The following is a 23,592-nucleotide window of genomic DNA, read 5'->3' on the forward strand; positions in this document are numbered from 1 at the left end:
CCACTCGGCGAGTGGCGGGCGTTCTTGCGCCACTCGGGGGGGCTGGTCAGGCGCGGGGACCTCGAGACGCATCGACCGGGACGCGTGCAGCACGTGTCCCGGTCGATGCGTCCCCCCGAGTAGGCTCCCCCCCGAGTTCGGGACCAGGCCGACTCCACGGGCCGGGTCCCTGTTCCATCCTCACGGGAGTCGCGCGGGCGTGGAACCCCCGGAACCGGGGGGTCAGTCCTCGTCGAGGACGTCCCCGGGGGCGAGCCCGATCGCTCGCTCGATGTCGCCGGGACTGGTGTGCTCCAGGTAGTCGCGCAGCTTCCGGCACGCGACGCGGTAGTGCTCGCGCGCCGTGTCCTCGGTGATGTAGAGCGTCGACGCGATGTCGGCCCAGTGCCGGCCGCGGGCGCGCCCTGAGATGACCTCGCGCTGGCGGGCGGTGAGGTCGAGACGGGCGCCGCGGCGGTCCAACAGCTCGGTCAGGCCGACGAGCGACTGCGTGACGACGACCCGGTCGTCGCGGACGTCCTCGACGGCCTGCACCGTCACGTGGGGCGGGTCGGCCTTGTGCACCACGCCCTGCGCACCAGCGCGCAGGCACAGGGCGAGCACGATGGGGCGCCGCTCGTCGGTGTAGAGGCAGACCTTCAGCCCGCGCTCGCGCAGCGCTCGGATGGCGGTGCGCCCCTGCTTCGTCGTGGTCGAGGAGCCCTGCGGGCCGCGCAACAGCAGGTCGAGCACGACGACGTCGCAGCCCACGGCGGCGGCCTCGAACTCCTCGACGCCGGGGAACGTGGCGACGACGTCGAGCTGCGGGTGCACCGTGGCGAACCCGCCGCGGATGACGGTGCTGTCGTCGATCACGACGACGCGGGTGCGATCGCTCATGCCCGACCCTCCGTGACCGGACCGGTGATCGTCACCGAGGTGCCGCGACCCGGCGCCGACCGGACGTCCACCGCCACGCCGACGTCGCGCAGCGCCTGCCCGACCTGCGTGTCGAGGCCGAAGCCGAGCGGCTGGCTGGCCTGGTCGAACCCGACGCCGTCGTCGGAGACGACGACCTCCCACGTCGTGCCGTCCGTGTCGGCGTGCACCACGACCTGGTGCGCCTGCGCGTGCAGGCGGACGTTGTGCAGCACCGTCGTCACCGCGCGGCCGACGGCGGTCCACACGTCCTGGCGCAGCTCGACGTGGGCCCCGAGGGCGACGGCCGGTTCGAGCGGCAGGTCCTCGAAGCCCTCCATCGCCGCGGTGAGCATGGCGCCCACCGTGGGCACGGACGAATCGACGGGTGGCGGCTCGGCGCCGAGGTAGGTGCGCAGCCGTTGGGCCTCGCGGTCGGCCTGCCGGCGCAGTCCCGGCAGCACCTCGGCCGGGGTGTCCTCGTCGGACAGCAGCCGCAGGATGCTCGAGGCGTCGTGGACGGTGAGCTGGTACCGCTCCAGCTCGAGGGCGCGGGTGGCCGCGACGGCGTCCTCGCGCGACTGGTCGGCGTCGCGGGCGAGGCCACGCAGGTACCGGACGAGGATCGCCACGACCAGCGCGTAGCCCGGGATCGTGAGCGCGTTGCTGAGGCTGGTCTCCCACGAGGTGGTGTTCGCGGTGAGGGTCCAGGCCAGGTACCAACCGCCGAGCGCCACGCCGTGGCCCACGGCCAGCACCGGCGGCAGCCAGGCGGCGGCCAGGGCGGTGACGTTGATGGCGAAGCCCGAGGCCCACGCCTCCCACGTGCCCACGACGAAGGGGTCGGGCAGCAGCAGGTTCATCGCGGGGACGGCCACCCACGCGAGCACGAGATCGGGCACGTGCCACGCGCCGCGGCGCACCGTGCCCAGGACGAGGCACTGCACGATCAGCAGCAGCGACACCGCCACGACGCACAGCGTCAGCGCCCAGTAAGCGCCGGCGTGGTCGGCGACGCCCGCACCGGAGGCGGCAGCGAGCAGGATCTGGACGAGGACGACGGTGCGCATGGTCGGCCCGACCAGGGCGATCCCCCACTCGGCCCGGCGCGCCGACGATCGGGAGGATGCCCGGCTCAGGGCCTCCGATCGACTGTCCACGCCCGCCATCGTCTCAGACCTTCACGAGGGCGCCCCGCCCCGGACGCCCCACCCGTAACCTGATCCGGTGCACCTGACGTCCGTCCACCGCTACCCCCTGAAGTCCGCCCGCGTGGAGGACCTCACGTCAGCGGTCGTCGAGCCGTGGGGACTCGCGGGCGACCGGCGCTGGATGGTGGTCGACGAGGCCGGCGGCTTCCTGACCGCGCGTGAGACGCGGCGGCTGCTGACCGTGCTGCCTCGCCTCACCGACATCGGCCTGAGCCTCTCGGCGCCCGGTGCCGAGCCTCTCGAGGTCGTCCGTCCCGATCCGCGCCACCAGGTGCCGGTCGAGCTGTGGAAGTCCGAGTTCACGGCGGCCGAGGCCCCCGAGGCCGCCCGGTGGCTGAGCGACCTGCTGGGCCGGCCGGTGCGGCTGGTCCACCTCGACGACCCGACGCGTCGCCCGGTCACCGGCTTCGCGCGCCCGGAGGACCGGGTCAACCTCGCCGACGGGTACCCGCTGCTCGTGACGACGCAGGCCTCCCTGGCCGCACTCAACGACGAGATCGTCGCCGGTGGCGGCGCGCCCGTGCCGATGGCGCGCTTCCGGCCGAGCATCGTCGTCGACGGCGACGCCCCGTGGACCGAGGACGACTGGCGGCTCCTGCGCGTGGGCGAGGCGGTCTTCCGCGCCGTGAAGGGCTGCGCGCGGTGCGTCATCACGACGCTGGAGCCCGACCTCGACACGGGCGAGGTCGCGGGCGGCAAGGAGCCGCTCCGGACCCTTGCCCGCGTGCGACGCTTCGGCACGAAGGCCTGGTTCGGGGTCAACCTCATCCCCGACACCCCCGGCGCGATCATCCGCGCCGGCGACGAGGTCGAGGTGCTCGAGACGGCTCCGTCCGGCGCCGGGCCCCTCGGCGCCTGAGTCAGTCGCCCAGCAGGTCCCGCACCCAGCGCGGCACGACCTCGGTGGCCGGACCGGCGTAGGTCGTGTGGAAGTCGCCGCGCGGCGTCGGCACGAGGTTGAGCTCGACCGTCGTCGCGCCGGACGCGTGGGCGTAGTCGACGAACCCGGCCGCCGGGTACACCACGCCGGACGTGCCGATCGCCGCGAAGACGTCGACCTCGCTGAGCGCCTCGTGGATCTCGTCCATGCCGTGCGGGTACTCGCCGAACCAGACGATGTCGGGGCGCAGCGCCGGGCGCCCGCACTCGGGGCACGCGGGCTCGTGCAGCAGGTCGTCCTGCCATTCGTGCCCGGCGGCGCAGACCTCGCACCGCACCCGCTGCAGCTGGCCGTGCATGTGCAGGACGCGGCGCGAGCCGGCCCGCTCGTGCAGGTCGTCGACGTTCTGGGTGACCAGCAGCAGGTCGTCGCCGAGGCGCCGCTCGAGCTCGACCAGTGCGTGGTGCGCGGCGTTCGGCTTCACGCGGCGCAGCGAGGCGCGGCGCTCGTCGTAGAACCGTTGGACCAAGGCGCGGTTGTACGCGAAAGCCTCGGGCGTGGCGACGTCCTCGGGGCGGTGACCCTCCCAGAGCCCGTCCGCGTCGCGGAAGGTGGCCAGCCCGCTCTCGGCCGAGATGCCGGCACCGGTGAGGACGACGACCTTCATGCCGCCACCCCGCGGATCGCGTCGCCGAGCTCGCGCACGGCGGTCGGCGGGCCCGCGATCGACCACACCAGGCCGTGGGCCTCCACCCGTTCAGCGGAGCCGCCGAGGCCGGCGACCAGCGCCGTGCCCGGCAGCCAGTCCCAGTCGGGGGTGCTGTGCTGGAACCAGCAGCCGAGCCGGCCGGTCGCGACGCCCACGAGGTCCATCGAGCCCGAGCCGAGCATGCGGATCGTGGCCGGCAGGGCGGCTGCGCGGACCCACGCGTCGAACCCGGCGCCGGTGCCGATGAAGCCCGGGTGCGCGTAGGTGGCGGCACCGAGCCCGGCCAGTTCCGCGTCCTCGATGTCCGGGAGGGGCTCGCCGTTGCGGGTGGTGGGGACGCCGGGCCCGCCGACCACCACGGTGCCGGTGGCGTGGTGGGCGACGGCGCCGAGCAGCACCCGGTCGCCCTCGGCCAGCGCGACGGCCGAGCACCAGTAGTCGGAGTCCGTCGAGAAGTTGTAGGTGCCGTCGACGGGATCGATCACCCAGCGACGGCCGGAGGCGCCCTCGCGGAAGGTGCCCTCCTCGCCCAGCAGGCCGTCGTCGGGACGCTCGCGGCCGAGCCGCTCGACGATGTGGGCCTCGGCGGCCAGGTCTGCCTCGGTGACGACGTCGGACACGGAGGTCTTGGCGCGGGTCTCGAGCCCGCCATCGGCCCGGATCCGCGCGGCGAGCGCCGCCGCCTCGACGACCAGCTCGCTCGCCAGGGCCACGTCCTCCGGTGTCACGCTCACCCCTCCACCGTAGAAGGTCCACCCGTCGAGAGAACGGTTGGCCGGGGCCCGCGCGATGGCTACTGTGGGCCGCGACACGGGGTGCCCGCAACCGAGCGGGCTGAGATCAGACCCGTCGAACCTGCTCGAGTTCGTACTCGCGAAGGGATTGTCCCCATGACAGCTCTGTCCGTTCCGTCCGTTCCCGCCGACCTGGCCCTGGCCCGGCTCCGGGAGGCCACACCGCTGGTGCAGTGCATCACCAACAGCGTCGTCACCGGGTTCACCGCCAACGTCCTGCTCGCCGTCGGTGCCGCTCCCGCGATGGTCGACCTGCCCGAGGAGGCCGGGATCTTCGCCGGGATCGCCGGCGGCCTGCTGGTCAACCTCGGCACCCCCACCCCGCAACAGCGCGACGCCGCCCGCGCGGCCGTCGTCGCCACCGACCGCTGGGTGCTGGACCCCGTCGCGATCGGGACGCTCCCGGTCCGCACCGCCCTGGCCGCCGAGCTGCTGCAGTCCCGGCCGGCGATCGTCCGCGGCAACGCCTCCGAGATCATCGCCCTGGCCGGCCTGGGCAGCGGCGGGCGGGGCGTCGACTCCACCGCCGGTGCCGAGGAGGCGCTCGAGGCCGCCACCTCGATCGCCCGCTCCGCCGGTGCCGTCGTCGCCGTGTCGGGCGAGGTCGACGTCATCACCGACGGCACCGAGACCGTGCGGGTGCCCGGGGGCGACCGGCTGCTGACGCTCGTCACCGGCGGCGGCTGCTCGCTCGGCGCCACGATGGCGGCCTTCCTCGCGGTGTGCGACCCGCTCTCCGCGGCCGTCGCGGCGTCCGTCGCCCACGCCGTCGCGGCCGAGCACGCGGCCCGCACCAGCTCGGGTCCGGGCACCTTCGCCGTCGACTTCCTCGACGCGCTCGCCGCGCTCGACCCGTCCGACCTCCGTGACCGGGAAGCGCACCTGCAGGGCGTCTCGTGAGCCCGGCAGGCCTCCACCTCGTGACGGACGGACGCCTGCGCCTGGACCGTCTCCTGATCGTCGTCGACGCGGCCGTGCGGGCCGGGGCCGCCGTGGTGCAGGTGCGCGGGAAGGAGGCCTCCGCCCGCGAGCTCACCGAGACCGTCGTGGCGGTGTCGCAGGTGGTCGACGACCGGGCGGCGGTGCTCGTGAACGACCGGCTCGACGTGGCGCTGGCCGCCCGCCACGGCGGCGCTCGGGTCGACGGGGTGCACCTGGGCCAGGACGACCTCGACCCCGTCGTCGCCCGCCACCTGCTCGGCCGGGACGCGCTGATCGGCTGGACCGCGCACCGCGACGCGCACCTGCGGGCCCTGGCCTCGCTCCCGGAGGGGACGGTCGACTACCTCGGCGTCGGACTGGTCCGGCCCACCACGTCCAAGGCCGACGGCCCGCCCGTCCTGGGGGTCGGCGGCTTCGGGTCGTTCGCCCTGTCCACGGAGCTGCCCTGCATCGCGATCGGCGGCGTCCGGGTCACGGACGTCCCCGACCTGGCGGCCGTGGGAGCGGCCGGGGTCGCGGTGGTCACCGCGGTCGCCGACGCGCCCGACCCCGGCGCGGCCGCCGGCGGCTTCGTCGACGCCCTCGGAGCACTCCGATGACGCCGCGGGTGCTGAGCGTCGCCGGCACCGACCCGACCGGCGGAGCCGGCATCCAGGCCGACCTGAAGACGATCGGCGCACTCGGCGGGTACGCGATGGCGGTGGTGACGGCACTCGTCGCGCAGAACACTCGCGGCGTGCGGTCGGTGCACGTGCCGCCGGTCTCGTTCCTCACCGAGCAGCTCGAGGCGGTGTCCGACGACGTCGAGATCGATGCCGTCAAGCTCGGGATGCTGCACTCGACCCCCCTCATCGACGCCGTCGCCACGTGGCTCGACCGGGTGCGACCGCCCGTGGTCGTGCTCGACCCGGTCATGGTCGCCACGAGCGGTGACCGCCTGCTCGACGAGGAGGCCGAGGCGGCGATCCGTCGCCTGTGCCACCACGTCGACCTCGTGACACCCAACCTGCCCGAGCTGGCTGTCCTCACCGAGCGCGCGCCCGCCACGACCTGGGACGACGCCGTGGGCCAGGCGACCGACCTCGCGACCGCGAGCGGCGCGACGGTCCTGCTCAAGGGCGGACACCTGGCCGGCGCCGCGTGCGACGACGCGATCGTCACCGCCGACGCGATCCACTCCGTGCCCGGCCGCCGCGTGCGCTCCACGTCGACCCACGGCACCGGCTGCACGCTGTCCTCGGCCATGGCCACCCTGGCGGCGTCCGGCACCCCCTGGCCCGAGGCGCTGCACCGGGCGAAGGCGTGGCTGACCGAGGCGATCGACCACGGCGCCGCCCTGCGGGTCGGGCAGGGGAACGGGCCCGTCGACCACTTCCACGCCCTGCGGGCGCAGCCGTCCGGGACCACCGGCTGGAGCACGTGGATGTGGGAGGAGTCGGCCGACGTCCGGGCCCGGGTGGAGGCGTGCGACTTCGTGCGGCGCCTGGGCGACGGGTCGCTGGAGCCCGAGCGGTTCGCCCGGTACCTCGCGCAGGATGCGCTCTACCTGGGCGAGTACGCACGCTGGCTGGTGCGGGCCGGCTCGCTCGCCACCGGGGCGGACGAGCGCCTCTTCTGGACCCGGGCGGCCGCGTCGGCGCTGTCGGAGGAGGAGCGGCTCCACCGCCACTGGGTCGGCGAGCCGGCCGAGCCGGGCCCGGCCACCCGCGCCTACCTCGACCACCTCCGGGCCACGGCGCACGGCGGCGGCCACGGCGAGCTCGTCGCGGCGCTGCTGCCCTGCTACTGGCTGTACGCCGATCTCGGTGCCCGGCTCGTGCTCGGCGACCATCCCGCCCATCCGTACACGCAGTGGCTGCGCCTCTACGCCGACCCGACGTTCGCCGCGGCGGCCCGGACCGCGCGCGACCTCGTCGACCGTGCGGCCGACGCGGCCACCCCGGCCGAACGGGCGCGGATGCGCAGCGCGTTCGCCCGGTCGATGGTCTGCGAGCTGGCCTTCTTCGAGGCGGCCGGACCGCCGCCTCTCAGCGATGCGCGACCGGCTGCCGCAGGATCGTCCTCAGCTTCTCCGGGGCGACGCGTCGCGGGTCGCTGAGGTAGATCTCGTGGTGCTTGCCGGTCAGGTCGAATCCCTCGGCGGCCGCGAAGTCGTGCAGCGCCGCGATCACCGGCCCCTCCATCTCGTAGGGGCCGACGTGCAGCGTCTGGACGCACGTGCCCTCGTCGAGCGTCTCGGCCCGCAGGTCGTGGAGCCCGGGTGCGCCGCCCTTGCGCGTTACGGTGGCGCGGGCCTCGGCGAGATGGTCGTCGCCGATCCATTCGGGCACGAGGCTGAGCAGCGTCCAGTCCCACGTCGTCTTGTCGCGCGAGTCGGTGAAGGCACTCAGGTCCTCGGCCCACCACAGCGCCTCGAGCGGCGGCACGACGTAGTCGTGGTCGAGCACCCGCTTGCTCAGGAACTTCAGGTTGTAGGCGAAGGGGTAGATCGTCGTGATCGCCCGCTCGTAGTCCGCGGCCTCGTTCGGATCGCCGTGGCCGTCGAGCATCAGGTAGCGCAGTGGCGGGACCGTGATGATCGAGAACTCGCCGTGCTTCGCGGCGTAGGTGGGCAGGGACTTCCTCAGGTCGGTCTTCACGCGTCCTCCTGCTCAGGCCGGCGGACCCCCGGCCACCCGTGCGGTCTGGAAAACGTAGCGGTCCCAGGGGTCACGCGGGTCGCGTCCGGTCGAGGCGGCGATGCGGCGCAGCCGGTACCGGACCGTCTGGGGGTGCAGGTGGAGTCGTTGGGCGGCCTGCGCGGCACCGCCGGCGTCCAGCACCGCGTCGAGGGTGTGCAGGGCCTCCGCGTCGTCCGCCAGCGCGCCCAGCACCTCGCCGGCCGCGCGCGCGGGATCGGCGTCGGCGTGGCCGGTCGCCAGCGCCACGACCTCGAGGTCGCCGTCGGTCAGGACCGAGCGCCGCACCCACGCGAACTCCGGAGCGGCCTGCACGGCGTGGGCGGCGAGCCGGTACGCCCGCGGCGCCGAGCGGGGCGTGACCGAGCCGTGGGTCGCGACGCGCACGCCGCTGCGTGCGGCCCACGCGGCCAGCGCCGGCCGGTCGGCGGCGCGCAGCAGGACCACCCCGAGCCCGTCCATGACGGTGTCGATCGCCGTGACGACCGGGCCGTCGTCGGTCTCGGGCGCCAGGGTCGCCGCGACGGCCGCCGCGGCGCGGGTGGCGTCGAGGTCGGCGCCGGGTCGCACGACGACCAGGTCGAAGGTCGCCGGCAGCCGGGCGTGGAGCTCGCGCAGCCGGGCGGCCAGGGTGCCGGCGTGGCTCTGCCGGCCGAGCAGGAGGTCGGCCAGCAGGTGGCGCAGCGAGGTCTCGCGGTCCGAGCCGAGGCTGCGGCCCGTCGACTCGTATCCGTCGTAGATGGCGTCGGAGAGCTCGTCGAGGACCGCGAACCAGACCCGCACGAGCGAGGTGACGTCCTCGACGGACACGTCGTCACGGAACTGGTCGGAGACCTGGTCGAGGAACGCGGTGGCGGCGACGCGGTAGGCACGCAGCACCGCCGACAGCGGTCGCCCGTCGCGGGCGCGGACCGCCCCGACCCCGCGGAACAGGCGGACGTCGTCGTCGGTGAGCGTGCCCTCCTCGGCCCACAGCTCGAGGACCCGGTGCAGCGTCCACACGATGATGGAGCGGACCTCCTGCAGCTGTCGCTCGTCGAGCGACGAATAGGCCGGGATCTCGCGGGTGATCGTGGCGAGGAACGTGTCGACGAGATCGGCCTCGCCCGCCGTCAGCCGGCCGGCGATCGCGCGCCGGTGCCCGGTCAGCTCGGTCATCGTCGCCTCTCGTCGCCGGTGACAACGGTTCTTGTCACCTGACGACAAAGGTAGTGGTGCCGCGGCCCGGGGTGGGCGACGGTGTCCTCATGTCCTTCACCCCTGACGTGATCGTCGTCGGCGCCGGCCTGGCCGGACTGGTCGCCACTCACGAGCTGAGCAAGGTCGGCAAGCGCGTGCTGGTCGTCGAGCAGGAGAACCGCAAGAACCTCGGCGGTCAGGCGTTCTGGTCGCTCGGCGGGCTGTTCTTCGTCGACAGCCCCGAGCAGCGACGCACCGGCATCAAGGACTCCCCCGAGCTGGCGCTGCAGGACTGGTTCGGCTCGGCGGCGTTCGACCGCCTCGAGGACGAGGACGCCTGGGGCCGGCGCTGGGCCGAGGCGTACGTCGCGTGGGCCGCCGGCGACAAGCGCGCGTACCTGCGCGAGCTCGGTCACCGCGTGCTGCCGATGGTGGGCTGGGCCGAGCGCGGCGACGGCTCGGCCACCGGGCACGGCAACTCGGTGCCGCGGTTCCACCTCACGTGGGGCACCGGGCCGCGCCTGGTCGAGACGTTCGCCGACCCGGTGCTCAAGGCCGAGACCGGTGGGCTGGTCGAGTTCGCGTTCCGCCACCAGGTGGACGAGCTCCTCACCGCGAACGGGGCCGTCGTCGGCGTCCGCGGGTCGGTGCTGGAGCCCGACGAGTCCGCGCGCGGCGTGAAGTCGTCGCGCACCGTGGTGCGCGAGTTCGAGCACCACGCCGCCGCCGTCGTGGTGACCTCGGGCGGCATCGGCCACAACCACGCGCTGATGCGCGAGAACTGGCCCACCCAGCGGCTCGGCGAGGCGCCCGACCACCTCATCTCGGGGGTCCCCGCGCACGTCGACGGCCGCATGCTGGCGATCACCGAGAGCGCCGGCGGCCGCATCGTGAACCGCGACCGGCTGTGGGCGTACACCGAGGGGATCATCAACTGGGACCCCGTCTGGCCCGACCACGGCATCCGCATCCTGCCCGGTCCGTCGTCGCTGTGGTTCGACGCGAACGGCCGTCGGTTGACCGGGATGTCGGGCGTCCCCGGCGCCGACTCCCTCGGTGCGATGAAGCAGATCCTCGCGACCGGGCACGACTACTCGTGGTTCGTGCTGACGCAGTCGATCATCGAGAAGGAGTTCGCGCTCTCGGGTTCGGAACAGAACCCCGACATCACCGGCCGCGACATCAAGTTCCTCCTCAAGAGCCGGCTCGCGAAGGGCGCGCCCGGCCCGGTCGAGAGCTTCAAGCAGCACGGCGTCGACTTCGTGGTGGCCGAGACGCTGCCCGAGCTGGTCGAGCAGATGAACGAGATCGCCCGCGGGCCGAAGCTGGACCCTGCGGACCTCGAGCGGCAGATCGTCGCGCGCGACCGTGAGTTCGCGAACCCGTTCACCAAGGACGTGCAGGTGATGACGATCCACAACGCGCGCCGCTCGCGCATGGACAAGCTGGTGCGCGTCGCGAAGCCGCACCGGATCCTCGACCCCGCGCACGGTCCGCTGATCGCGGTGCGCCTCAACATCCTGTCGCGCAAGACGCTCGGCGGCCTGCAGACCAACCTCGACTCGCAGGTCCTCGGGGCTGACGGCGAGCCGGTGCCGGGGCTGTACGCCGCGGGCGAGGTCGCCGGCTTCGGCGGCGGCGGCGTCCACGGCCACAACGCCCTCGAGGGCACGTTCCTCGGCGGCTGCATCTTCTCGGGCCGCGCCGCCGGAATGGCGCTCGCCCGGGACTGATCCGGCTCGGAACGGGTACACCCTCTGAGACCAGGGACCGTCGATCGAGCGAGGTGACCCGTGTCCCCTGTTGCCGGCGTCGTCACCGCCGTCCTCGCGGCGGCGGTGCTCCTGCTCGCCGTCCTGTCGCCGGCGCGGGCGGACGAGGAGGCCCCTCGCCTGTCGAGCATCGCCGCGGCCGAGGCCGACATTCCTCCGGGCACCCCGGCCTGTTTCCAGGGTGACGAGCCCGGCGAGACCCAGCTGCTCCGGTGCCACTACGGGCACCGAGGCCCTCGACTGCTGGCCGTCGGCGACTCGCACATGCGCGCCCTGTCGCCCGCCCTACGCCGCCTGGCCGAGGACGGGAAGATCCGCGTCACCCTGATCACGCGGTCCCGCTGCGGCTGGACGTCGCGCGTGCTCAAGCACAAGCTCTCCTGGGTCCCGGGCGACTGCCAGGAATGGCGCACCAGGCTCTCGCGCTACATCAAGGAACAGAAGGACGTCCGCGCGATCATCACCCACCACCGCGCCTGGCGGATGGCGGGCACCGAGGCCCAACGCGGGCCGGACACGGTGAAGGCGTGGCGCGTCGCCCTGGATCGGCGGATCCCCGTGATCGCCGTCTCGAACGCCGCCCACTGGGACGACCCGCCCACCCGGTGCCTGCGCTCGAACTCCGCCCCGGACCGGTGGGAGAACTGCTCCGCCCCCGCGGACGAGGTGATGGAGTACGACTGGACCGCGCCGGCCGTGGGCCTGGCACGCCAGAGGTACGGACCGCAGTCCGCCGCCCGGATCTCCATGCTCGACGAGTACTGCCCGGACGGGGTGTGCCGCGTCGTGACCGCGCAGGGCCAGATCATGTACCGCGACGACGAGCACCTCGCCGGCACCTATACGCGGTCGCTCGCGAGGTTCTTCGAGAACGAGCTGCGCGCCACGGGACTCGTGTTCGGGAAGCCACCGCGATGGACCGGGCCGCGGACCAGCCACCACAGCGTGTTGACTGTCGCCGCCGCGCGGACCCTGACAGTCCCCTCGGCCCGGTCCTCGCGCACACCTCTGGTGGTGGAGGCGTCCTGGGCCAGCGTCGACCACGCGGAGCCGGCCACGGACTCGGGCTTCATCACGCTCAGCTGAACCGATCGGTCACCCGCGGGCCACCGCCGGGGTCCACGTCCGCGTGCCGCCCCACCAGTCGACGGGGGCGTACACCGGGCTGGTCCGGTCGGTCGCCACGACGGCCACGCGTACCGACTCCGGGTTTCCGAGGCACGGCGCGGAAGGCATCGAGAACCGCGTCCGCGTCAGCCCGGCCCCGGCCAGCTCGCCGTCGATGCTGCAGGCGATCTGTCGGCCGCCGGTCGTCCACCCGGAGGCCTGCCGAACGATCGGGTGGTTCGTGCCCAGCTCGATCACGTAGTCAGGGGTCGGGTCGCCGTTGGTGTCCAGGTACACCAGGAAGATCCCGTGCCGCTGGACGGGCCGCGCCAGGTGGTTCACGGCGACGGAGAGTCGCTCGTTCGTGAGGTCGACGGCGACCGAACGGATGTCGGACCACCACCGCAGGCTGTCAGCCCCGTCGACGGTCCGGCGTGCCTTCGCCTTCGTCGACCGCTGCTTCACCCACGGCGTGAACGCGCGCTTGCCGTGGGGGAGCTGATCGCGCACGACCGCGCCGAAGGTGTCGGAGCGCTGGTGGTTGCTGAAGCCATCGGTCGCCGTGCTGACCTGGACGCGGACGCGCTTGCTGGTGATGCAGCCCTTCTTCTCGCGCACGGTGATCGTGACCGGCGTGAAGTTCCTCTTCCACCGCGAGTTGATCCGCACGGTGCCGTCGCACGGGCGCGCCTTCCCGTACGGGCTGGGGTTCCACTTCTTCCTCGCCGCCTTCGAACGGTCGACCTTCCACCGCCTCATGGGCGCGTGCCATCCCTCGCTGTAGCGGCCGAAGCCCACCTGCAGCTCGGGTCCGGGCTTGCGCGGATCCGTGTCGAGGAGCACGACCTCGGTGCCGTTGCGGTTGCCGAGACTCCGGCTCCGATACGTCACCGTGATGGCCTTCTTGGTGTTCTTGACGCTCACGGACGTCAGATCGAGGTAGGGAAGCCCGGCCACGTCGTGCGGGCGGTCGGCCCACGAGGCGGACTGCGCCCGGGCGGGAGCCGCGGTGAGCACCAGGGCCAGGGCGGCGCCGACAGCCACGAAGATTCTCATGCTCCATGCTAGGAACGCCGCCGCCACGCCACGTCGAAACACTGTCATTCCAAGGAAATCAGTGACTCGTGAGGCGTCAGTGCTGTCACGAGACTCGTGTGGCGCTCACTCGATGTAGGCGTAGTCGGTGATCACGCCGACCCACCAGACGAAGGGGTCGCCCCGCTCGCGCAGTTCTGCGACGAGATCGGGCGGCAACTCCATGCGCGACACGACCTCCTCACCATCGGTCGACATCGAATGGACGTCGCTGGACGGCTCACCGAACATGTCCCGAAGGCTCATGAAGTGCACGCTGACACGGACGTCGCCACACTCGTACATGCCCGCGGGGAGCTTCGTCGGGTCCTGGACGCTCCGGCCGACCCACGCCTGGCGTGCCGCCTCGAGTCCGGGCGCGGCGTACAGCAGGTCGCACGCCGGATAGTCGACCCATCGCTTCATCGTCTCGATCTGCTTCAGGACGCCCGCGTCGGTGCGCGCACCCAACACCACCCACGTCCGACCCACGGCACACGCGAAGGTCGGCTCGTGGATCGTGAAGCTCTGCTCGCCGTGGCGGCACACGTCCCTGCCGGCGACGGCCACGGCGCTGCCGGCGGAGGCGAGCGGTGGCCGGAGCTTCTCGACGGCCCGCGTGGCGGTCTTCCGCTGATCCACCACGTCGTCGTCGAAGGCGCCGGGCGAGGAACAGGCGGACAGGGTCAGCGCAGCGCCGACCGCGAGGACGAGGCGTCTGAGCGCGGCCATGCGCTCAGGGTAGGCAAGGACGAGAGCCGAAGGACGCGACGTTGTACCGGTTCGGCCCGTATATGGGCCAAACCGGCACAACGTTCGGGATCAGCGGCTCAGCGGCCAAGCACCTCGGCGGCGTCGACGGCTCCGTGCTTGCTCTGGATGGCTTCGCCGAGGGCGGTCACGTGCTCCTCCGAGACGTCGATGCCCACCTCGGAGAAGCCCTTCCGCAGCTCCTCCTCGACCGTGCCCTCGGTGGCCCCGTCCTGCCAGGAGGTGACGCGGTCGACGACGGTCTGGACGGCTTCGAGATCGATGTTCGTGTCAGTCATGCCCGGGACGTACCCGATTCCGGCGATGCGAACCGTGCGCGTGTCGACCGGCTGATCACCACTCCGGCGGCCGGTTGAAGGCTGCCAGATTGTTCACCGTGTCACGGCAATGGACCGTGGGGCCCAGCAGGTAGCCCGTCTCGACACGTAGGGCAGATGGGCGAGGGGCTCGGCATGACCCAGACGGGTCCTCCAAGCTTGCTCAAGCCAACGGCAAGGACTGATTGCACGTTCTTGGTGCCAAAGCCTGCAAGTGTGATCGTCACGGCACAGGAGTCCTCGGTGACGTAGGCGTACGGCGAGTTGCACACGGCCCCTGCGCCCGTCGGCCAGATCCAGCTTCGGAGGGTCAGACCTGCGACTTCACCGGAGCACGGGTCCGTGTCCGGCCCATGGTCGATGCGCATGCTGCACCAGAGCTCGACAGCCGCTGCGATGTCCTCTGCTGGGGGCGCGGGTTCGCCGCACGCCACCCCACCTCCCAAGGGATCTGGGTAGATCAAGGCGGGGTCCGCGCAGTTGTTGGCCTTGGCCAGGAGTTCTTGGCAGGCGTGGGTGCTCCATTCCACGCGGTCGCACTCGGTCAAGAAGGCCAGAGCTTCGGCGCAGGCACTCGTGTCCTGGGACGCGGGCTGCGACACCGATGGAGGCGCCTTGTTCGGGTCGGACTCTGCTGCCTTGAGGGCCTTGTCGCGCTCCTCCGCAGCCGCGTCCCTCTTGGCGGCGGCGGCCTTGAACGCGGCCTCCGCGGCAGCGACCTGCGCAGCATCGCCCGTGGCCTTCGCCTCGTCGAGGCGTCGCGCTGCTGCGGTGTACTCGTCCCAGGCGGCCCCCCACGCCTTGAGGCTCTCCACGTACCTGTCGGCAGCCTCCGCCTTCCGCAATCTCGCCTCGGTCTCGGTCAACCCTTTGAGGCGGTACCACTGCTGTTCCCCGGTATCCGGGTCGACCCTCTTCACCTCCCCCTTCCCGCCCCAGGTGTAGCCGCCGAGGTCGTGGTCGGGAAGCTTCGGGTGCGTGAAGTTTTTGGCGCCGCTGGGCGCGGAGGCCGGCCCGGCCCATCGTCCGGGACAACTCAGCGTCCGCGAGTCACCGACGTCCGGGCTGAACCCCTCGGGCAGGTCCCTTCCCGACGACACCGACGCGGCCACCAGCCGGCTCTCGCAGTGCGCCTGCACCTGCTCAGGACGCAGCCCTTGGTGGTAGAGGCGGTACATGCAGGCATAGAACGAGCCCTCGAGACGGGGCTCCTCGGCGAGAATCTGCATGGCGTACGCGTGCTGAGTGAGGACAGTCCGTGCGGACGCGGCCGGAAGCATCGCTGCGCCCACTGTCGCCACGACCAGGATCGATGCTGCGACCCGCCTGATGGCATTGATCATCACGCCCGCCTCCTTCTCCTACGAGGAGCTGCGGACACGTGCCGTTGATACGGACTGCAGAGGGGTCGACGGCTCGACCACGACGAGGCGTCGGGACGCTCAGGCGAAGTCGGCACCCGAGGCGCCGCCGGCGGCGCTCTCGGGCTCGCGCGCCATGGGCGTGAAGCGCGAGTAGTGACCCTGGAAGGACACGGCGACCTTGTTGACCGGGCCGGAACGGTTCTTGGCGACGATGATGTCGGCCTCGCCGGGCCGCTCGGACTCGCCGGCGCCGTGGGCGTCGGGGCGGTTGAGCAGCATGACGATGTCGGCGTCCTGCTCGATCGAGCCGGACTCTCGCAGGTCGGAGATCTGCGGCGTCTTGTCGGTGCGCTGCTCCGAACCTCGGTTCAACTGGCTGATCGCGACGACCGGAACGCCGAGCTCCTTGGCCAACAGCTTGATCTGACGGGAGAACTCCGAGACCTCGACCTGGCGGTTCTCGACCTTCTTGCCCGAGGTCATCAGCTGCAGGTAGTCGAGGACGATGAAGTCGAGGCCGTGCTGCTTCTTGATCCGGCGCGCCTTGGACCGGATCTCGGGCATCGTCATGTTCGGGCTGTCGTCGATGATGATCGGCGCGGCCTGCACCGTGGCCATCGCGCGGCCGATGGCGTCCCAGTCGCGACCGGACATCGAGCCGGCGCGCATGTGGTGGATGGCCACCTTGGCCTCGGCCGAGAGCAGACGCATCGCGATCTCCGAGCCCGTCATCTCCAGGCTGAAGATCGCCGACGTGAGGCCCTGGCGGATCGAGGCGTTGCGGACGAAGTCGAGGCCGAGCGTCGACTTGCCGACACCGGGTCGCGCGGCGACGACGATCATCTGACCGGGCTTGAAGCCGGTGGTGAGGCGGTCGAGGTCGGGAAAGCCCGACAGGACGCCGTGCACCTCGCCCGAGCGCGTCTCGAGCTCCTCGAGCTCGTCGATGGTGAAGGACATCAGGTCGGACAGGACGTTGTAGTCCTCGCCCGACTTGGTGCCGTCGACGTCGAGGACGGCCTTCTGGGCGCGGTCGACGATGTCCTGGATCTCGCCGGTGCCGGACTGGCCCAGCTGGGCGACCTGCTGGCCGACCTCGACGAGGCGCCGGAGCACGGCCTTCTCGTGGACGATCTCGGCGTAGTAGTCGACGTTGGCGGCGATCGGCACGCCCTGCACGAGGTCGTGCAGGTAGGCGGCGCCGCCGATGCGGGCGATCTCGCCGCGGCGGGTGAGCTCGGCGGCGACGGTGATGGCGTCGGCGGGCTCGCCGCGACCCGACAGGTCGCAGATCACGTCGAAGATCAACTCGTGGGCCGGGCGGTAGAAGTCGCGCGGCTCGAGCAGGTCGGCGGCGGGGTCGATGGCGTTCTTCGTCAGCAGCATCGCGCCGAGGACACTCTGCTCGGCGGCCATGTCCTGGGGCGGAACGTACCCCGATCCAGCAGTGTCCGACGGTCGCTCGGACTCATACAGATCGGTAACGCTCACGGCACTCCTTGACGTGATCGGCAGCTGTTTTCAAACCTACGAGTGGGGTCTGACAGAACCGACTTCCCCTCGGTTCGAGTGACCCACCTCGGTGACCATACGGGGCGCCGGAGCTAGGGTCGATACAGCCGTGCACAGGGGATGTGAACAAGGTGGCCGATCCTGTGGAAAACGCCGGGCAAGGATGTGCACAGTCGGTGGACCAGTCTGTGGAAACACCAGTGTGGCGTGGATCACACAGGGCTCTGACCTGCGGAAACGTGAGTCACAAGGTGTGGAGCGATCTTAGGCGCGTGTGATTTTCGTCCGCCGGGTTTTCCACGGGCACTAGCACGCTCGGCGCCGACTTGTCGATAAATCAACCACATTCGTCACAGAGGTATCGTCGCCCGGGTGCAGGGCTCATCTCTCGACCGGCGAATCCTCGCCGTCACGGTCCCGGCGTTCGCCGCTCTGATCTGCGAGCCGCTGATGCTCATGGCCGACACCGCGATCGTCGGGCACCTCGGCCGGGCCGAACTGGCCGCGCTGGGAGCAGCCTCCACCATCCTGTCGACCATCGTCGGCCTGTGCGTCTTCCTGGCGTACGGCAGCACCGCGACGGTCGCCCGACACCAGGGTGCCGGCGACCCGCGCCGGGCCCTGGAGGCGGCCCTCGGGGGCGTCTGGCTGGCCCTGCTGATCGGGGTCGTGCTCGGCGGACTCACCGCGCTCGGTGCGCGACCCCTGGCCGCCGCCCTGTCGAGCTCGCCGCGGGTGGCCGACCTGACCACGGAGTACCTGCAGATCGCGGCCGCCAGCATCCCGGCCGTGCTCCTCGTGCTGGCCGCCACCGGTGCCCTGCGCGGCGTTCTCGACCTGCGTACGCCGTTGGTGGTGATGGTCGTGGCCAATGTCCTGAACGTGGTGCTGACCGTCGGGCTGGTCTACGGCGCCGGGCTCGACCTCCGTGGCGCGGCGCTCGGACTCGTCCTGGCCCAGTGGGCCGCCGCCCTGGCCCTCGTCGCGCAGGTGCTGCGCCGCAGCCGCGAGAGCAGCGCGTCGGCCAGGCTGCGGTGGGACGACGTCGCACGTGCGGGCCGCGACGGCGTCCCCCTCCTGCTGCGCACCCTGAGCCTGCGCACCGTCCTGCTGCTCGCCACGCTCGTCGCCGCGGGGTTCGGCGACGCCTCGCTGGCCGCGCACCAGATTGCCACCACGATCGTCATGTTCCTGGCCTTCGCGCTGGACGCGTTCGCCATCGCCGCGCAGACCCTCACCGGGCGTTCCCTCGGAGCCGGCGACGCCGCGGGCACGCGCCACATCACCCGCCGGGTCATCGCCTGGGGCCTCGGCTTCGGCGTGGCCTCGGGAGTGCTGCTGGCCGTCACCGCCCCGTGGGTCGCCCGCGCGTTCAGCCCGGACGCGGACGTGCGGGCGGCCGCCGTGCCCGCGCTGCTGCTCGTCGCACTGATCCAACCCGTGTCCGGGGTGGTCTTCGTGCTGGACGGCGTCCTCATCGGCGCCGGCGACGGCGTGTACCTGGCGTGGGCGGGCCTGGTCACGCTCCTCGTCTACGCCCCGGTCGCGCTGCTGATCAAGGTGACCGACGCCGGCTTCACCTGGCTGTGGGGTGCGTACGCGCTGTTCCAGCTCTCGCGGTGGGTGACGCTGTGGGTGCGCCAGCGCGGCGACCGCTGGCTCGTCCTGGGTGTCCGCTGACGCACGGCTGATGTTCACCCGGTCTTCAGCGGGCCGACAGGTCGGAGGGCTTCCGTTGGGTCCATGAGCATCTCCGTCGCCTCCGCCGTCTCCCGCCTGCGCGTCGAGCCGGGCCCGCTCCCCCACCTCGGCCAGGTCGGCCGGCTCTACGTGCTCACGACCGACCAGGTCGCCGCCGTGCTCGACGACCTCGGGCCCCAGGCGCACGTCGTGACGCACGACGGCCTGCTGAGCCACATCGTGCGCGGCACCACCCGCCCGGCCGGCTGGTGGCGGCTGCCGGGTCACCGCCGCCACGTGCCGTGCGGCGACGTCGAGCGGACCGACGTCAGCCTCGTCAACGGCATCGCGCACCTCGACCACGAGCTGGGCACCGACCGCGTGCTGGTGCGCACCTGGGCCCCGCGCGACGGCTCCGAGCTCGACCAGATCCTGTGGTGGCAGGGGCACCCCGTCGCCGCCCGCCTCCACCCGCGCGGCTGATCGCCGAGCCCGAGCGGTCTCCCCTCACCGACGCCAGTAGCCGGTGGCGTCGAGGCAGTCACGGGGGACGACGCGGTCGTCGGCTAGGTGGCGGCGCACCTGGCGGACGGCTCCGGACTCGCCGGCGACCCAGCAGAAGGTGGGCACGTCGGGCCACGGGAGGTCGCGGACGGCCTCGACCCAGGCGTCGGCGCCGTGCACCCACTGCACCGTGACGCCGTCGTGCGCCGTGAGGTCCTGGACGCCGGCCGGGGAGGCGACCTCGACGACCACGTCGGCGGTCATCGTGCCGGGCCACGCGTCGAGCAGCCGGGCGATCGCGGGCAGCGCGGTCTCGTCGCCGGTCAGCACGAGCCGGTCGACCCCGGCGGGCAGCAGCAGCGAGCGCGTCGGCCCGACGATCCACGCCGGATCGCCCGGCTGCGTGCGGCGTGCCCAGCCCGCGGCGAAGCCGCCCTCGTGCAGCACGAAGTCGAGGTCGAGCTCGCCGTCGGCGAAGCGGCGCGGCGTGTAGTCCTTGGCCACGGGGCGGCCACCGGCACCGCCCCACTCGAGCCGGTCCGGACCCTGGACCGGCAACGGCGGCCGGTCGGTGCCCTCGAGCGGCACCAGCAGCTTGACGTGGTCGTCGAAGCCCTCGGAGCGGAACGGTGCCGCGGTGCCCCCGGCGACCGGGAACTCCTCGAGCTGCTCGCCGGCGAGCGTGACCCGGCGCGTCGTCGCGGTGACGTCGGCGACCCGCACGACCCGCAGCTCGCGCAGGATCGTGGGCCAGTTCACCGCCTCACGGCGGGTACGCGCCATCAGTCGTCCTTTCCGGCTGCGAAGCCGGCGACCGTCCAGTCGATGTCCTGCAGCGCCGTGGGGCCGTAGTTGCGGACGTCGGGGTCGACGGCGAGCACCTCGGGCACCACCGCCAGCGGCATGATCGTCGCCTGGGCCCGCGCGACCTTGTCGATCTCGCGGATCGCCGCGGCGCGCTTGTCGTCGGCCAGCTGGGCGATCGCCCGGTCGAACGACCTGCCGATCGCCTTGGACGACTTGCCGGTGAAGTTCAGCGGGCTGTCGATCGGGGTGAACAGGCGCTTGACGTCGCCGAGGTCGAACGGCTCGACCGACCAGGCGAACGTGGTCAGGTCGAACTTCAGGGGGATGACGAACCGGTCGAAGAACGAGGCACCGGGAACCTTCGTGACCTTCACCCGGATGCCCACCTCGGCGAGGTCCTCGGCGATCGACTCGGCCCGATCCACGGCGCCGGAGCGGGTGTCGGGGACCGGCAATGTCAGGGCGAGGGGACGGCCCTTGCGCAGCACCGGCCCCTTGCCTCCCTTGCGCTTCCAGCCGGCGCGCGCCAACAGTCGCTGCGCGCGGTCGACGTCGCGCGCGACCGCGGCGGAACGGCGGTGCCCCTGCTGTCCGGGGAGCAGGACCACCGAGTCCATCGCGTCAGCCGGGACGCCGTAGCGCTTCGACGTGTCGCTCACGATGCGCCCGGTGTCGACGGCCAACAGGACGGCGCGGCGCACGTCGGCGTCGGCCAGCGGGCCGGTGCCGGCGTTGATCGTCAGGTGCGACCACTCCGATCCGCGCGACGCGCGCAGGTCGGAGTCGGCCAGGGTGGCGCGGTTGGCCGGACCGATGGGAGCGGACTCCAGCTCGCCGGCGACGTGCGCGGCGGCCAGCACGTCCTCGTCTCCGATCCGCCAGACGATCGAGTCGAGCTTCGGTGCGCTGCCCCACCAGCGGGGGTTGCGCTCGAGGGTGATCGTGCCGGTGCGGCGCTCGATCGCCGAGACGAGGTAGGGGCCGTTCGACGACGGCGCCTTCGCCGTCAGTCCGCGGTTGAAGCTCGTGACGGACTTCGTGTACGCCTTCGGCAGGGCGGGGTAGATCGCCGCGGGCCAGTCGGCGGTGGGCTCCTCGAACACGACCTCGTAGGCGAACCTGCCGTCGGGTCGGACCTCGTCGACGAGGTCGATCACCGGCGGGGTGGCCGCGGCGTAGTCGTCGTCCTGCATCGCGGCGACGAACGAGACCATGTCCGCCGAGGTGATCGACGTGCCGCCCTGCCAGACGGCCTTCCGGTTGAGGTCGACCCGGACGGTCAGGGGATCACGCGAGGTGATCTCGACGTCCGTGGCGTAGTCGGGATCGACGGCCCACGAGCCGTCCTCCTCGACGCGCACGGCACGACCGAGCGTGGGGGCGAGGATCTGGGGCGCGGTGCTGGCGACACCCGCGGTGTGGACCGGGTTGAAGGTCGCCGGGAACGACCCGATGCCGATCCGCAGCGTGCCCCCGTCGCGGACGTCGGACGGCTCCGCCGGATGCACGTCGGCCATCGGCAGCGACGTGGCGGCGGGCTTCTTGCTCTGAGGGGCGGCGTCGCCGCCACCCTCATCACCGCCGAAGCAGCCGGCGAGCAGCACGCCCACCAGCGCCCCGACAGCAAGGCGCCGGGCCCCGCGTGAAGCGGGACCCGGCGACTGGCGAATCACTTGGAGGCGACGACGTTCAGCTTGACCGTCGCGACGACCTCGGGGTGAACGCGCACGGAGACCGTGTGCGAACCGAGGCTCTTGATCGGGTTGCCGACCTCGATGCGACGCTTGTCGACCTGCGCGCCGGCCTCGGCCAGCGCATCGGCGATGTCGGTGACGGTGACGGCGCCGAACAGGCGACCGCCCTCGCCGGCCTGGGCCGAGACGTTGATCGCGGACGACTCGAGGTTGCCCTTGATCGACTTCGCCGTCTCGAGGTCGTGCACGGCGCGCGCATCGCGCGCGGCCTTGATCGACTCGACCTGGTTGGCAGCGCCCTTCGTCCACCGGATGGCGAAGTTGCGCGGCAGCAGGAAGTTGCGGCCGTAGCCGCTCTTGACGTCGACGATGTCGCCGGGCTGGCCGAGGTTCGTGACCTCGTGCGTGAGGATGAGCTTCATCTGTGGTGCTCCTGACTCAGCGGCCGTTGGACGTGTAGGGCAGCAGCGCCATCTCGCGCGCGTTCTTGATCGCCTTGGCGATCAAGCGCTGCTCCTGGACGGACACGCCGGTGACGCGACGGGCGCGAATCTTGCCGCGATCGGAAATGAACTTCCGCAGCAGTGCGGTGTCCTTGTAGTTGATCTCGGTGACGCCGGCGACCTTGAGCGGATTGCTCTTCTTCTTCGGGCTCCGGACTGCGGGCTTGGCCATGATGCTCCTGGAAAATGTCTTGCTACGAATGAGGGATCAGAAGGGGGGCTCGTCGGTCGAGCCGCCGGCTCCGCCGCCGCCCCAGGGGTCGTTGCCCCCGGAAGGCGCCTGCGGCTGCGCGGGCTGGGCCCACGCGCTGGCGTCCGACTGCTGACCGGCCGGCTGGCCACCGAAGCCACCGGAGTTGCCACCGGCGTTGTTGCCGCCGAAGCCTCCGGAGTTGCCGCCGAAGCCGCCGCCCTGACCGCCGCCGCCACCCGACGTGCGGGTGACCTGCGCGGTGGCGTTGCGCAACGACGGGCCGACCTCGTCGACCGTCATCTCGACGCTCGTGCCACGACCGCCGTCCTGACGCTCGTACTCACGGACCTTCAGCGGCCCGGTCACGATGACCCGGGTGCCCTTGGTCAGCGAGCCGGCGACGTTCTCGGCGAGCTGGCGCCAGGCCGAGCAGCGGATGAACAGCGTGTCGCCGTCCTTCCACTCGTTGGTCTGGCGGTCGAACGTGCGCGCGGTGGACGCGACGGTGAAGTCGGCGACAGCCGCGCCCGACGGCGTGAAACGCAGTTCGGGATCGCGCGTCAGGTTGCCGACGAGGGTGATGGTGGTTTCGCCTGCCATGGAATCAGCCTTCTCTCGAGGTGCTCTCGCGACGAGTGTGTCGGATTCGGGGGACGGAATCTCTCCGTCCACAGAATCACTTCACGTCGGGACGCGTGACCTTCGTACGGACGACGGACTCGTTGAGCGAGAGCTGACGATCCAGCTCCTTGACCGAGTCGGGCCCGGCGGAAAGACCGATGACGGCGTAGACGCCCTCGGACTTCTTGTTGATCTCGTAAGCAAGACGGCGCTTGCCCCAGACGTCGATCGCATCGATCGAACCGCCGTCGGCGACGATCGTGTTGTTGAGGTACGTCGAGAGGCTCTTCTCGACGGAACGCTCATCGACGTCCGCATCGAGGATGACCATGAGTTCGTACTTGCGCAGTGACACTGCGGGGTTCTCCTTTGGACTGAGCGGT

The 23,592-nt window shown here is 72.0% G+C and carries 25 protein-coding genes and 1 riboswitch; of the genes, 8 read left to right on the forward strand and 17 right to left on the reverse strand.

Going from position 1 to position 23,592, the window contains the following annotated elements:
• Window positions 1-222 precede the first annotated feature (222 nt).
• Together AFL01nite_RS13530 and AFL01nite_RS13535 are read right to left on the reverse strand one after the other, a co-directional pair.
• Complete coding sequence (locus AFL01nite_RS13530) at window positions 223-879, reverse strand: helix-turn-helix domain-containing protein (RefSeq protein ID WP_146828250.1); 657 nt, start codon at window positions 877-879, stop codon at window positions 223-225.
• Window positions 876-2,057, reverse strand: a complete 1,182-nt coding sequence (locus AFL01nite_RS13535) for a sensor histidine kinase (protein ID WP_146828252.1) — start codon at window positions 2,055-2,057, stop codon at window positions 876-878. The genes AFL01nite_RS13530 and AFL01nite_RS13535 overlap by 4 nt, the downstream gene beginning before the upstream one ends.
• Window positions 2,058-2,124: 67 nt before the next feature.
• On the opposite strand from AFL01nite_RS13535, the gene AFL01nite_RS13540 reads away from it, so the two are divergent.
• Window positions 2,125-2,967 carry an MOSC domain-containing protein gene (locus AFL01nite_RS13540; RefSeq protein ID WP_222593542.1) on the forward strand — a complete coding sequence of 281 codons (843 nt, stop codon included), beginning with the start codon at window positions 2,125-2,127 and terminating at the stop codon, window positions 2,965-2,967.
• A 1-nt stretch (window position 2,968) separates the two neighbouring features.
• On the opposite strand, the gene AFL01nite_RS13545 is transcribed toward AFL01nite_RS13540, so the two are convergent.
• Complete coding sequence (locus tag AFL01nite_RS13545) at window positions 2,969-3,655, reverse strand: NAD-dependent deacylase (protein WP_146828254.1); 687 nt, start codon at window positions 3,653-3,655, stop codon at window positions 2,969-2,971.
• Window positions 3,652-4,431, reverse strand: coding sequence for an inositol monophosphatase family protein (locus AFL01nite_RS13550; RefSeq protein WP_246119723.1), 780 nt, complete (start codon window positions 4,429-4,431; stop codon window positions 3,652-3,654). The genes AFL01nite_RS13545 and AFL01nite_RS13550 overlap by 4 nt, the downstream gene beginning before the upstream one ends.
• 67 nt (window positions 4,432-4,498) lie before the next feature.
• A riboswitch (TPP riboswitch) is annotated at window positions 4,499-4,597 on the forward strand.
• Between AFL01nite_RS13550 and thiM the strand changes: the two genes are divergently transcribed.
• The 3 genes from thiM (at window position 4,588) to thiD (ending at window position 7,531) form a co-directional block, all read left to right on the forward strand.
• Entirely contained in the window at window positions 4,588-5,391 is an 804-nt protein-coding gene (gene thiM / locus AFL01nite_RS13555) for a hydroxyethylthiazole kinase (RefSeq protein ID WP_146828256.1), read from the forward strand. It overlaps the preceding riboswitch by 10 nt.
• Window positions 5,388-6,032: a thiamine phosphate synthase gene (thiE, locus tag AFL01nite_RS13560; protein WP_146828258.1), complete on the forward strand. Its 645-nt coding sequence runs from the start codon at window positions 5,388-5,390 to the stop codon at window positions 6,030-6,032. The genes thiM and thiE overlap by 4 nt, the downstream gene beginning before the upstream one ends.
• A complete protein-coding gene (thiD, locus tag AFL01nite_RS13565; RefSeq protein ID WP_146828260.1) occupies window positions 6,029-7,531 on the forward strand; it encodes a bifunctional hydroxymethylpyrimidine kinase/phosphomethylpyrimidine kinase in 1,503 nt (500 codons plus the stop codon). The genes thiE and thiD overlap by 4 nt, the downstream gene beginning before the upstream one ends.
• Here the strand turns inward: thiD and AFL01nite_RS13570 are convergent.
• Complete coding sequence (locus AFL01nite_RS13570; protein ID WP_146828262.1) at window positions 7,461-8,072, reverse strand: GyrI-like domain-containing protein; 612 nt, start codon at window positions 8,070-8,072, stop codon at window positions 7,461-7,463. The two genes, thiD and AFL01nite_RS13570, sit on opposite strands and share 71 nt — an antisense overlap.
• A gap of 12 nt (window positions 8,073-8,084) precedes the next feature.
• Window positions 8,085-9,269, reverse strand: a complete 1,185-nt coding sequence (locus AFL01nite_RS13575) for an RsbRD N-terminal domain-containing protein (RefSeq protein WP_146828264.1) — start codon at window positions 9,267-9,269, stop codon at window positions 8,085-8,087.
• Between the two features lie 89 nt (window positions 9,270-9,358).
• Here AFL01nite_RS13575 and AFL01nite_RS13580 point away from each other — a divergent pair, with 89 nt between their 5' ends.
• Together AFL01nite_RS13580 and AFL01nite_RS13585 are read left to right on the forward strand one after the other, a co-directional pair.
• Window positions 9,359-11,023, forward strand: a complete 1,665-nt coding sequence (locus AFL01nite_RS13580; protein ID WP_146828266.1) for an FAD-binding dehydrogenase — start codon at window positions 9,359-9,361, stop codon at window positions 11,021-11,023.
• Between the two features lie 60 nt (window positions 11,024-11,083).
• Window positions 11,084-12,148, forward strand: a complete 1,065-nt coding sequence (locus AFL01nite_RS13585) for an SGNH hydrolase domain-containing protein (RefSeq protein WP_146828268.1) — start codon at window positions 11,084-11,086, stop codon at window positions 12,146-12,148.
• A 9-nt stretch (window positions 12,149-12,157) separates the two neighbouring features.
• On the opposite strand, the gene AFL01nite_RS13590 is transcribed toward AFL01nite_RS13585, so the two are convergent.
• The 5 genes from AFL01nite_RS13590 to dnaB all read right to left on the reverse strand — a co-directional run bounded on the left by AFL01nite_RS13590 (window position 12,158) and on the right by dnaB (window position 17,111).
• Entirely contained in the window at window positions 12,158-13,225 is a 1,068-nt protein-coding gene (locus AFL01nite_RS13590; RefSeq protein ID WP_146828269.1) for a hypothetical protein, read from the reverse strand.
• A 105-nt stretch (window positions 13,226-13,330) separates the two neighbouring features.
• Window positions 13,331-13,975 carry a hypothetical protein gene (locus tag AFL01nite_RS13595; protein WP_146828271.1) on the reverse strand — a complete coding sequence of 215 codons (645 nt, stop codon included), beginning with the start codon at window positions 13,973-13,975 and terminating at the stop codon, window positions 13,331-13,333.
• Between the two features lie 98 nt (window positions 13,976-14,073).
• Window positions 14,074-14,292 carry a hypothetical protein gene (locus AFL01nite_RS13600; protein ID WP_146828273.1) on the reverse strand — a complete coding sequence of 73 codons (219 nt, stop codon included), beginning with the start codon at window positions 14,290-14,292 and terminating at the stop codon, window positions 14,074-14,076.
• Window positions 14,293-14,393: 101 nt separating this feature from the next.
• Window positions 14,394-15,677 (reverse strand): hypothetical protein, encoded by a 1,284-nt coding sequence (locus AFL01nite_RS13605; protein WP_146828275.1) that lies wholly within the window; start codon window positions 15,675-15,677, stop codon window positions 14,394-14,396.
• A gap of 96 nt (window positions 15,678-15,773) precedes the next feature.
• Complete coding sequence (gene dnaB / locus AFL01nite_RS13610; RefSeq protein ID WP_146828350.1) at window positions 15,774-17,111, reverse strand: replicative DNA helicase; 1,338 nt, start codon at window positions 17,109-17,111, stop codon at window positions 15,774-15,776.
• 468 nt (window positions 17,112-17,579) lie between these two features.
• Between dnaB and AFL01nite_RS13615 the strand changes: the two genes are divergently transcribed.
• Both AFL01nite_RS13615 and AFL01nite_RS13620 read left to right on the forward strand, forming a co-directional pair.
• Window positions 17,580-18,887 carry an MATE family efflux transporter gene (locus AFL01nite_RS13615; protein ID WP_246119724.1) on the forward strand — a complete coding sequence of 436 codons (1,308 nt, stop codon included), beginning with the start codon at window positions 17,580-17,582 and terminating at the stop codon, window positions 18,885-18,887.
• 63 nt (window positions 18,888-18,950) lie between these two features.
• Window positions 18,951-19,370 carry a hypothetical protein gene (locus AFL01nite_RS13620; RefSeq protein ID WP_146828277.1) on the forward strand — a complete coding sequence of 140 codons (420 nt, stop codon included), beginning with the start codon at window positions 18,951-18,953 and terminating at the stop codon, window positions 19,368-19,370.
• Between the two features lie 24 nt (window positions 19,371-19,394).
• Here the strand turns inward: AFL01nite_RS13620 and AFL01nite_RS13625 are convergent, their stop codons facing one another.
• The 6 genes from AFL01nite_RS13625 to rpsF form a co-directional block, all read right to left on the reverse strand.
• On the reverse strand, window positions 19,395-20,174 hold the full coding sequence (locus AFL01nite_RS13625; protein ID WP_146828279.1) for a siderophore-interacting protein: 780 nt from the start codon (window positions 20,172-20,174) through the stop codon (window positions 19,395-19,397).
• Window positions 20,174-21,808 (reverse strand): ABC transporter family substrate-binding protein, encoded by a 1,635-nt coding sequence (locus tag AFL01nite_RS13630; RefSeq protein ID WP_146828281.1) that lies wholly within the window; start codon window positions 21,806-21,808, stop codon window positions 20,174-20,176. Before AFL01nite_RS13630 ends, AFL01nite_RS13625 begins: the two co-directional genes overlap by 1 nt.
• Before the next feature lie 59 nt (window positions 21,809-21,867).
• A complete protein-coding gene (gene rplI, locus AFL01nite_RS13635) occupies window positions 21,868-22,314 on the reverse strand; it encodes a 50S ribosomal protein L9 (RefSeq protein ID WP_146828283.1) in 447 nt (148 codons plus the stop codon).
• A gap of 16 nt (window positions 22,315-22,330) precedes the next feature.
• Complete coding sequence (rpsR, locus tag AFL01nite_RS13640) at window positions 22,331-22,567, reverse strand: 30S ribosomal protein S18 (RefSeq protein ID WP_146828285.1); 237 nt, start codon at window positions 22,565-22,567, stop codon at window positions 22,331-22,333.
• 36 nt (window positions 22,568-22,603) lie between these two features.
• Window positions 22,604-23,188, reverse strand: coding sequence for a single-stranded DNA-binding protein (locus AFL01nite_RS13645; RefSeq protein ID WP_146828287.1), 585 nt, complete (start codon window positions 23,186-23,188; stop codon window positions 22,604-22,606).
• Window positions 23,189-23,264: 76 nt separating this feature from the next.
• On the reverse strand, window positions 23,265-23,564 hold the full coding sequence (gene rpsF, locus AFL01nite_RS13650) for a 30S ribosomal protein S6 (RefSeq protein ID WP_425546807.1): 300 nt from the start codon (window positions 23,562-23,564) through the stop codon (window positions 23,265-23,267).
• Window positions 23,565-23,592: the final 28 nt, after the last annotated feature.

This window comes from Aeromicrobium flavum, assembly GCF_007992115.1.
Lineage (GTDB): Bacteria > Actinomycetota > Actinomycetes > Propionibacteriales > Nocardioidaceae > Aeromicrobium > Aeromicrobium flavum.

Coding starts and splice junctions, on each gene's coding strand:
- AFL01nite_RS13530 (WP_146828250.1), bottom strand. CDS start 879: ATGAGCGATCGCACCCGCGTCGTCGTGATCGACGACAGCACCGTCATC.
- AFL01nite_RS13545 (WP_146828254.1), bottom strand. CDS start 3,655: ATGAAGGTCGTCGTCCTCACCGGTGCCGGCATCTCGGCCGAGAGCGGG.
- thiM (WP_146828256.1), top strand. CDS start 4,588: ATGACAGCTCTGTCCGTTCCGTCCGTTCCCGCCGACCTGGCCCTGGCC.
- thiD (WP_146828260.1), top strand. CDS start 6,029: ATGACGCCGCGGGTGCTGAGCGTCGCCGGCACCGACCCGACCGGCGGA.
- AFL01nite_RS13575 (WP_146828264.1), bottom strand. CDS start 9,269: ATGACCGAGCTGACCGGGCACCGGCGCGCGATCGCCGGCCGGCTGACG.
- AFL01nite_RS13580 (WP_146828266.1), top strand. CDS start 9,359: ATGTCCTTCACCCCTGACGTGATCGTCGTCGGCGCCGGCCTGGCCGGA.
- AFL01nite_RS13590 (WP_146828269.1), bottom strand. CDS start 13,225: ATGAGAATCTTCGTGGCTGTCGGCGCCGCCCTGGCCCTGGTGCTCACC.
- AFL01nite_RS13595 (WP_146828271.1), bottom strand. CDS start 13,975: ATGGCCGCGCTCAGACGCCTCGTCCTCGCGGTCGGCGCTGCGCTGACC.
- AFL01nite_RS13600 (WP_146828273.1), bottom strand. CDS start 14,292: ATGACTGACACGAACATCGATCTCGAAGCCGTCCAGACCGTCGTCGAC.
- dnaB (WP_146828350.1), bottom strand. CDS start 17,111: ATGGCCGCCGAGCAGAGTGTCCTCGGCGCGATGCTGCTGACGAAGAAC.
- AFL01nite_RS13620 (WP_146828277.1), top strand. CDS start 18,951: ATGAGCATCTCCGTCGCCTCCGCCGTCTCCCGCCTGCGCGTCGAGCCG.
- AFL01nite_RS13625 (WP_146828279.1), bottom strand. CDS start 20,174: ATGGCGCGTACCCGCCGTGAGGCGGTGAACTGGCCCACGATCCTGCGC.
- rplI (WP_146828283.1), bottom strand. CDS start 22,314: ATGAAGCTCATCCTCACGCACGAGGTCACGAACCTCGGCCAGCCCGGC.
- rpsR (WP_146828285.1), bottom strand. CDS start 22,567: ATGGCCAAGCCCGCAGTCCGGAGCCCGAAGAAGAAGAGCAATCCGCTC.
- AFL01nite_RS13645 (WP_146828287.1), bottom strand. CDS start 23,188: ATGGCAGGCGAAACCACCATCACCCTCGTCGGCAACCTGACGCGCGAT.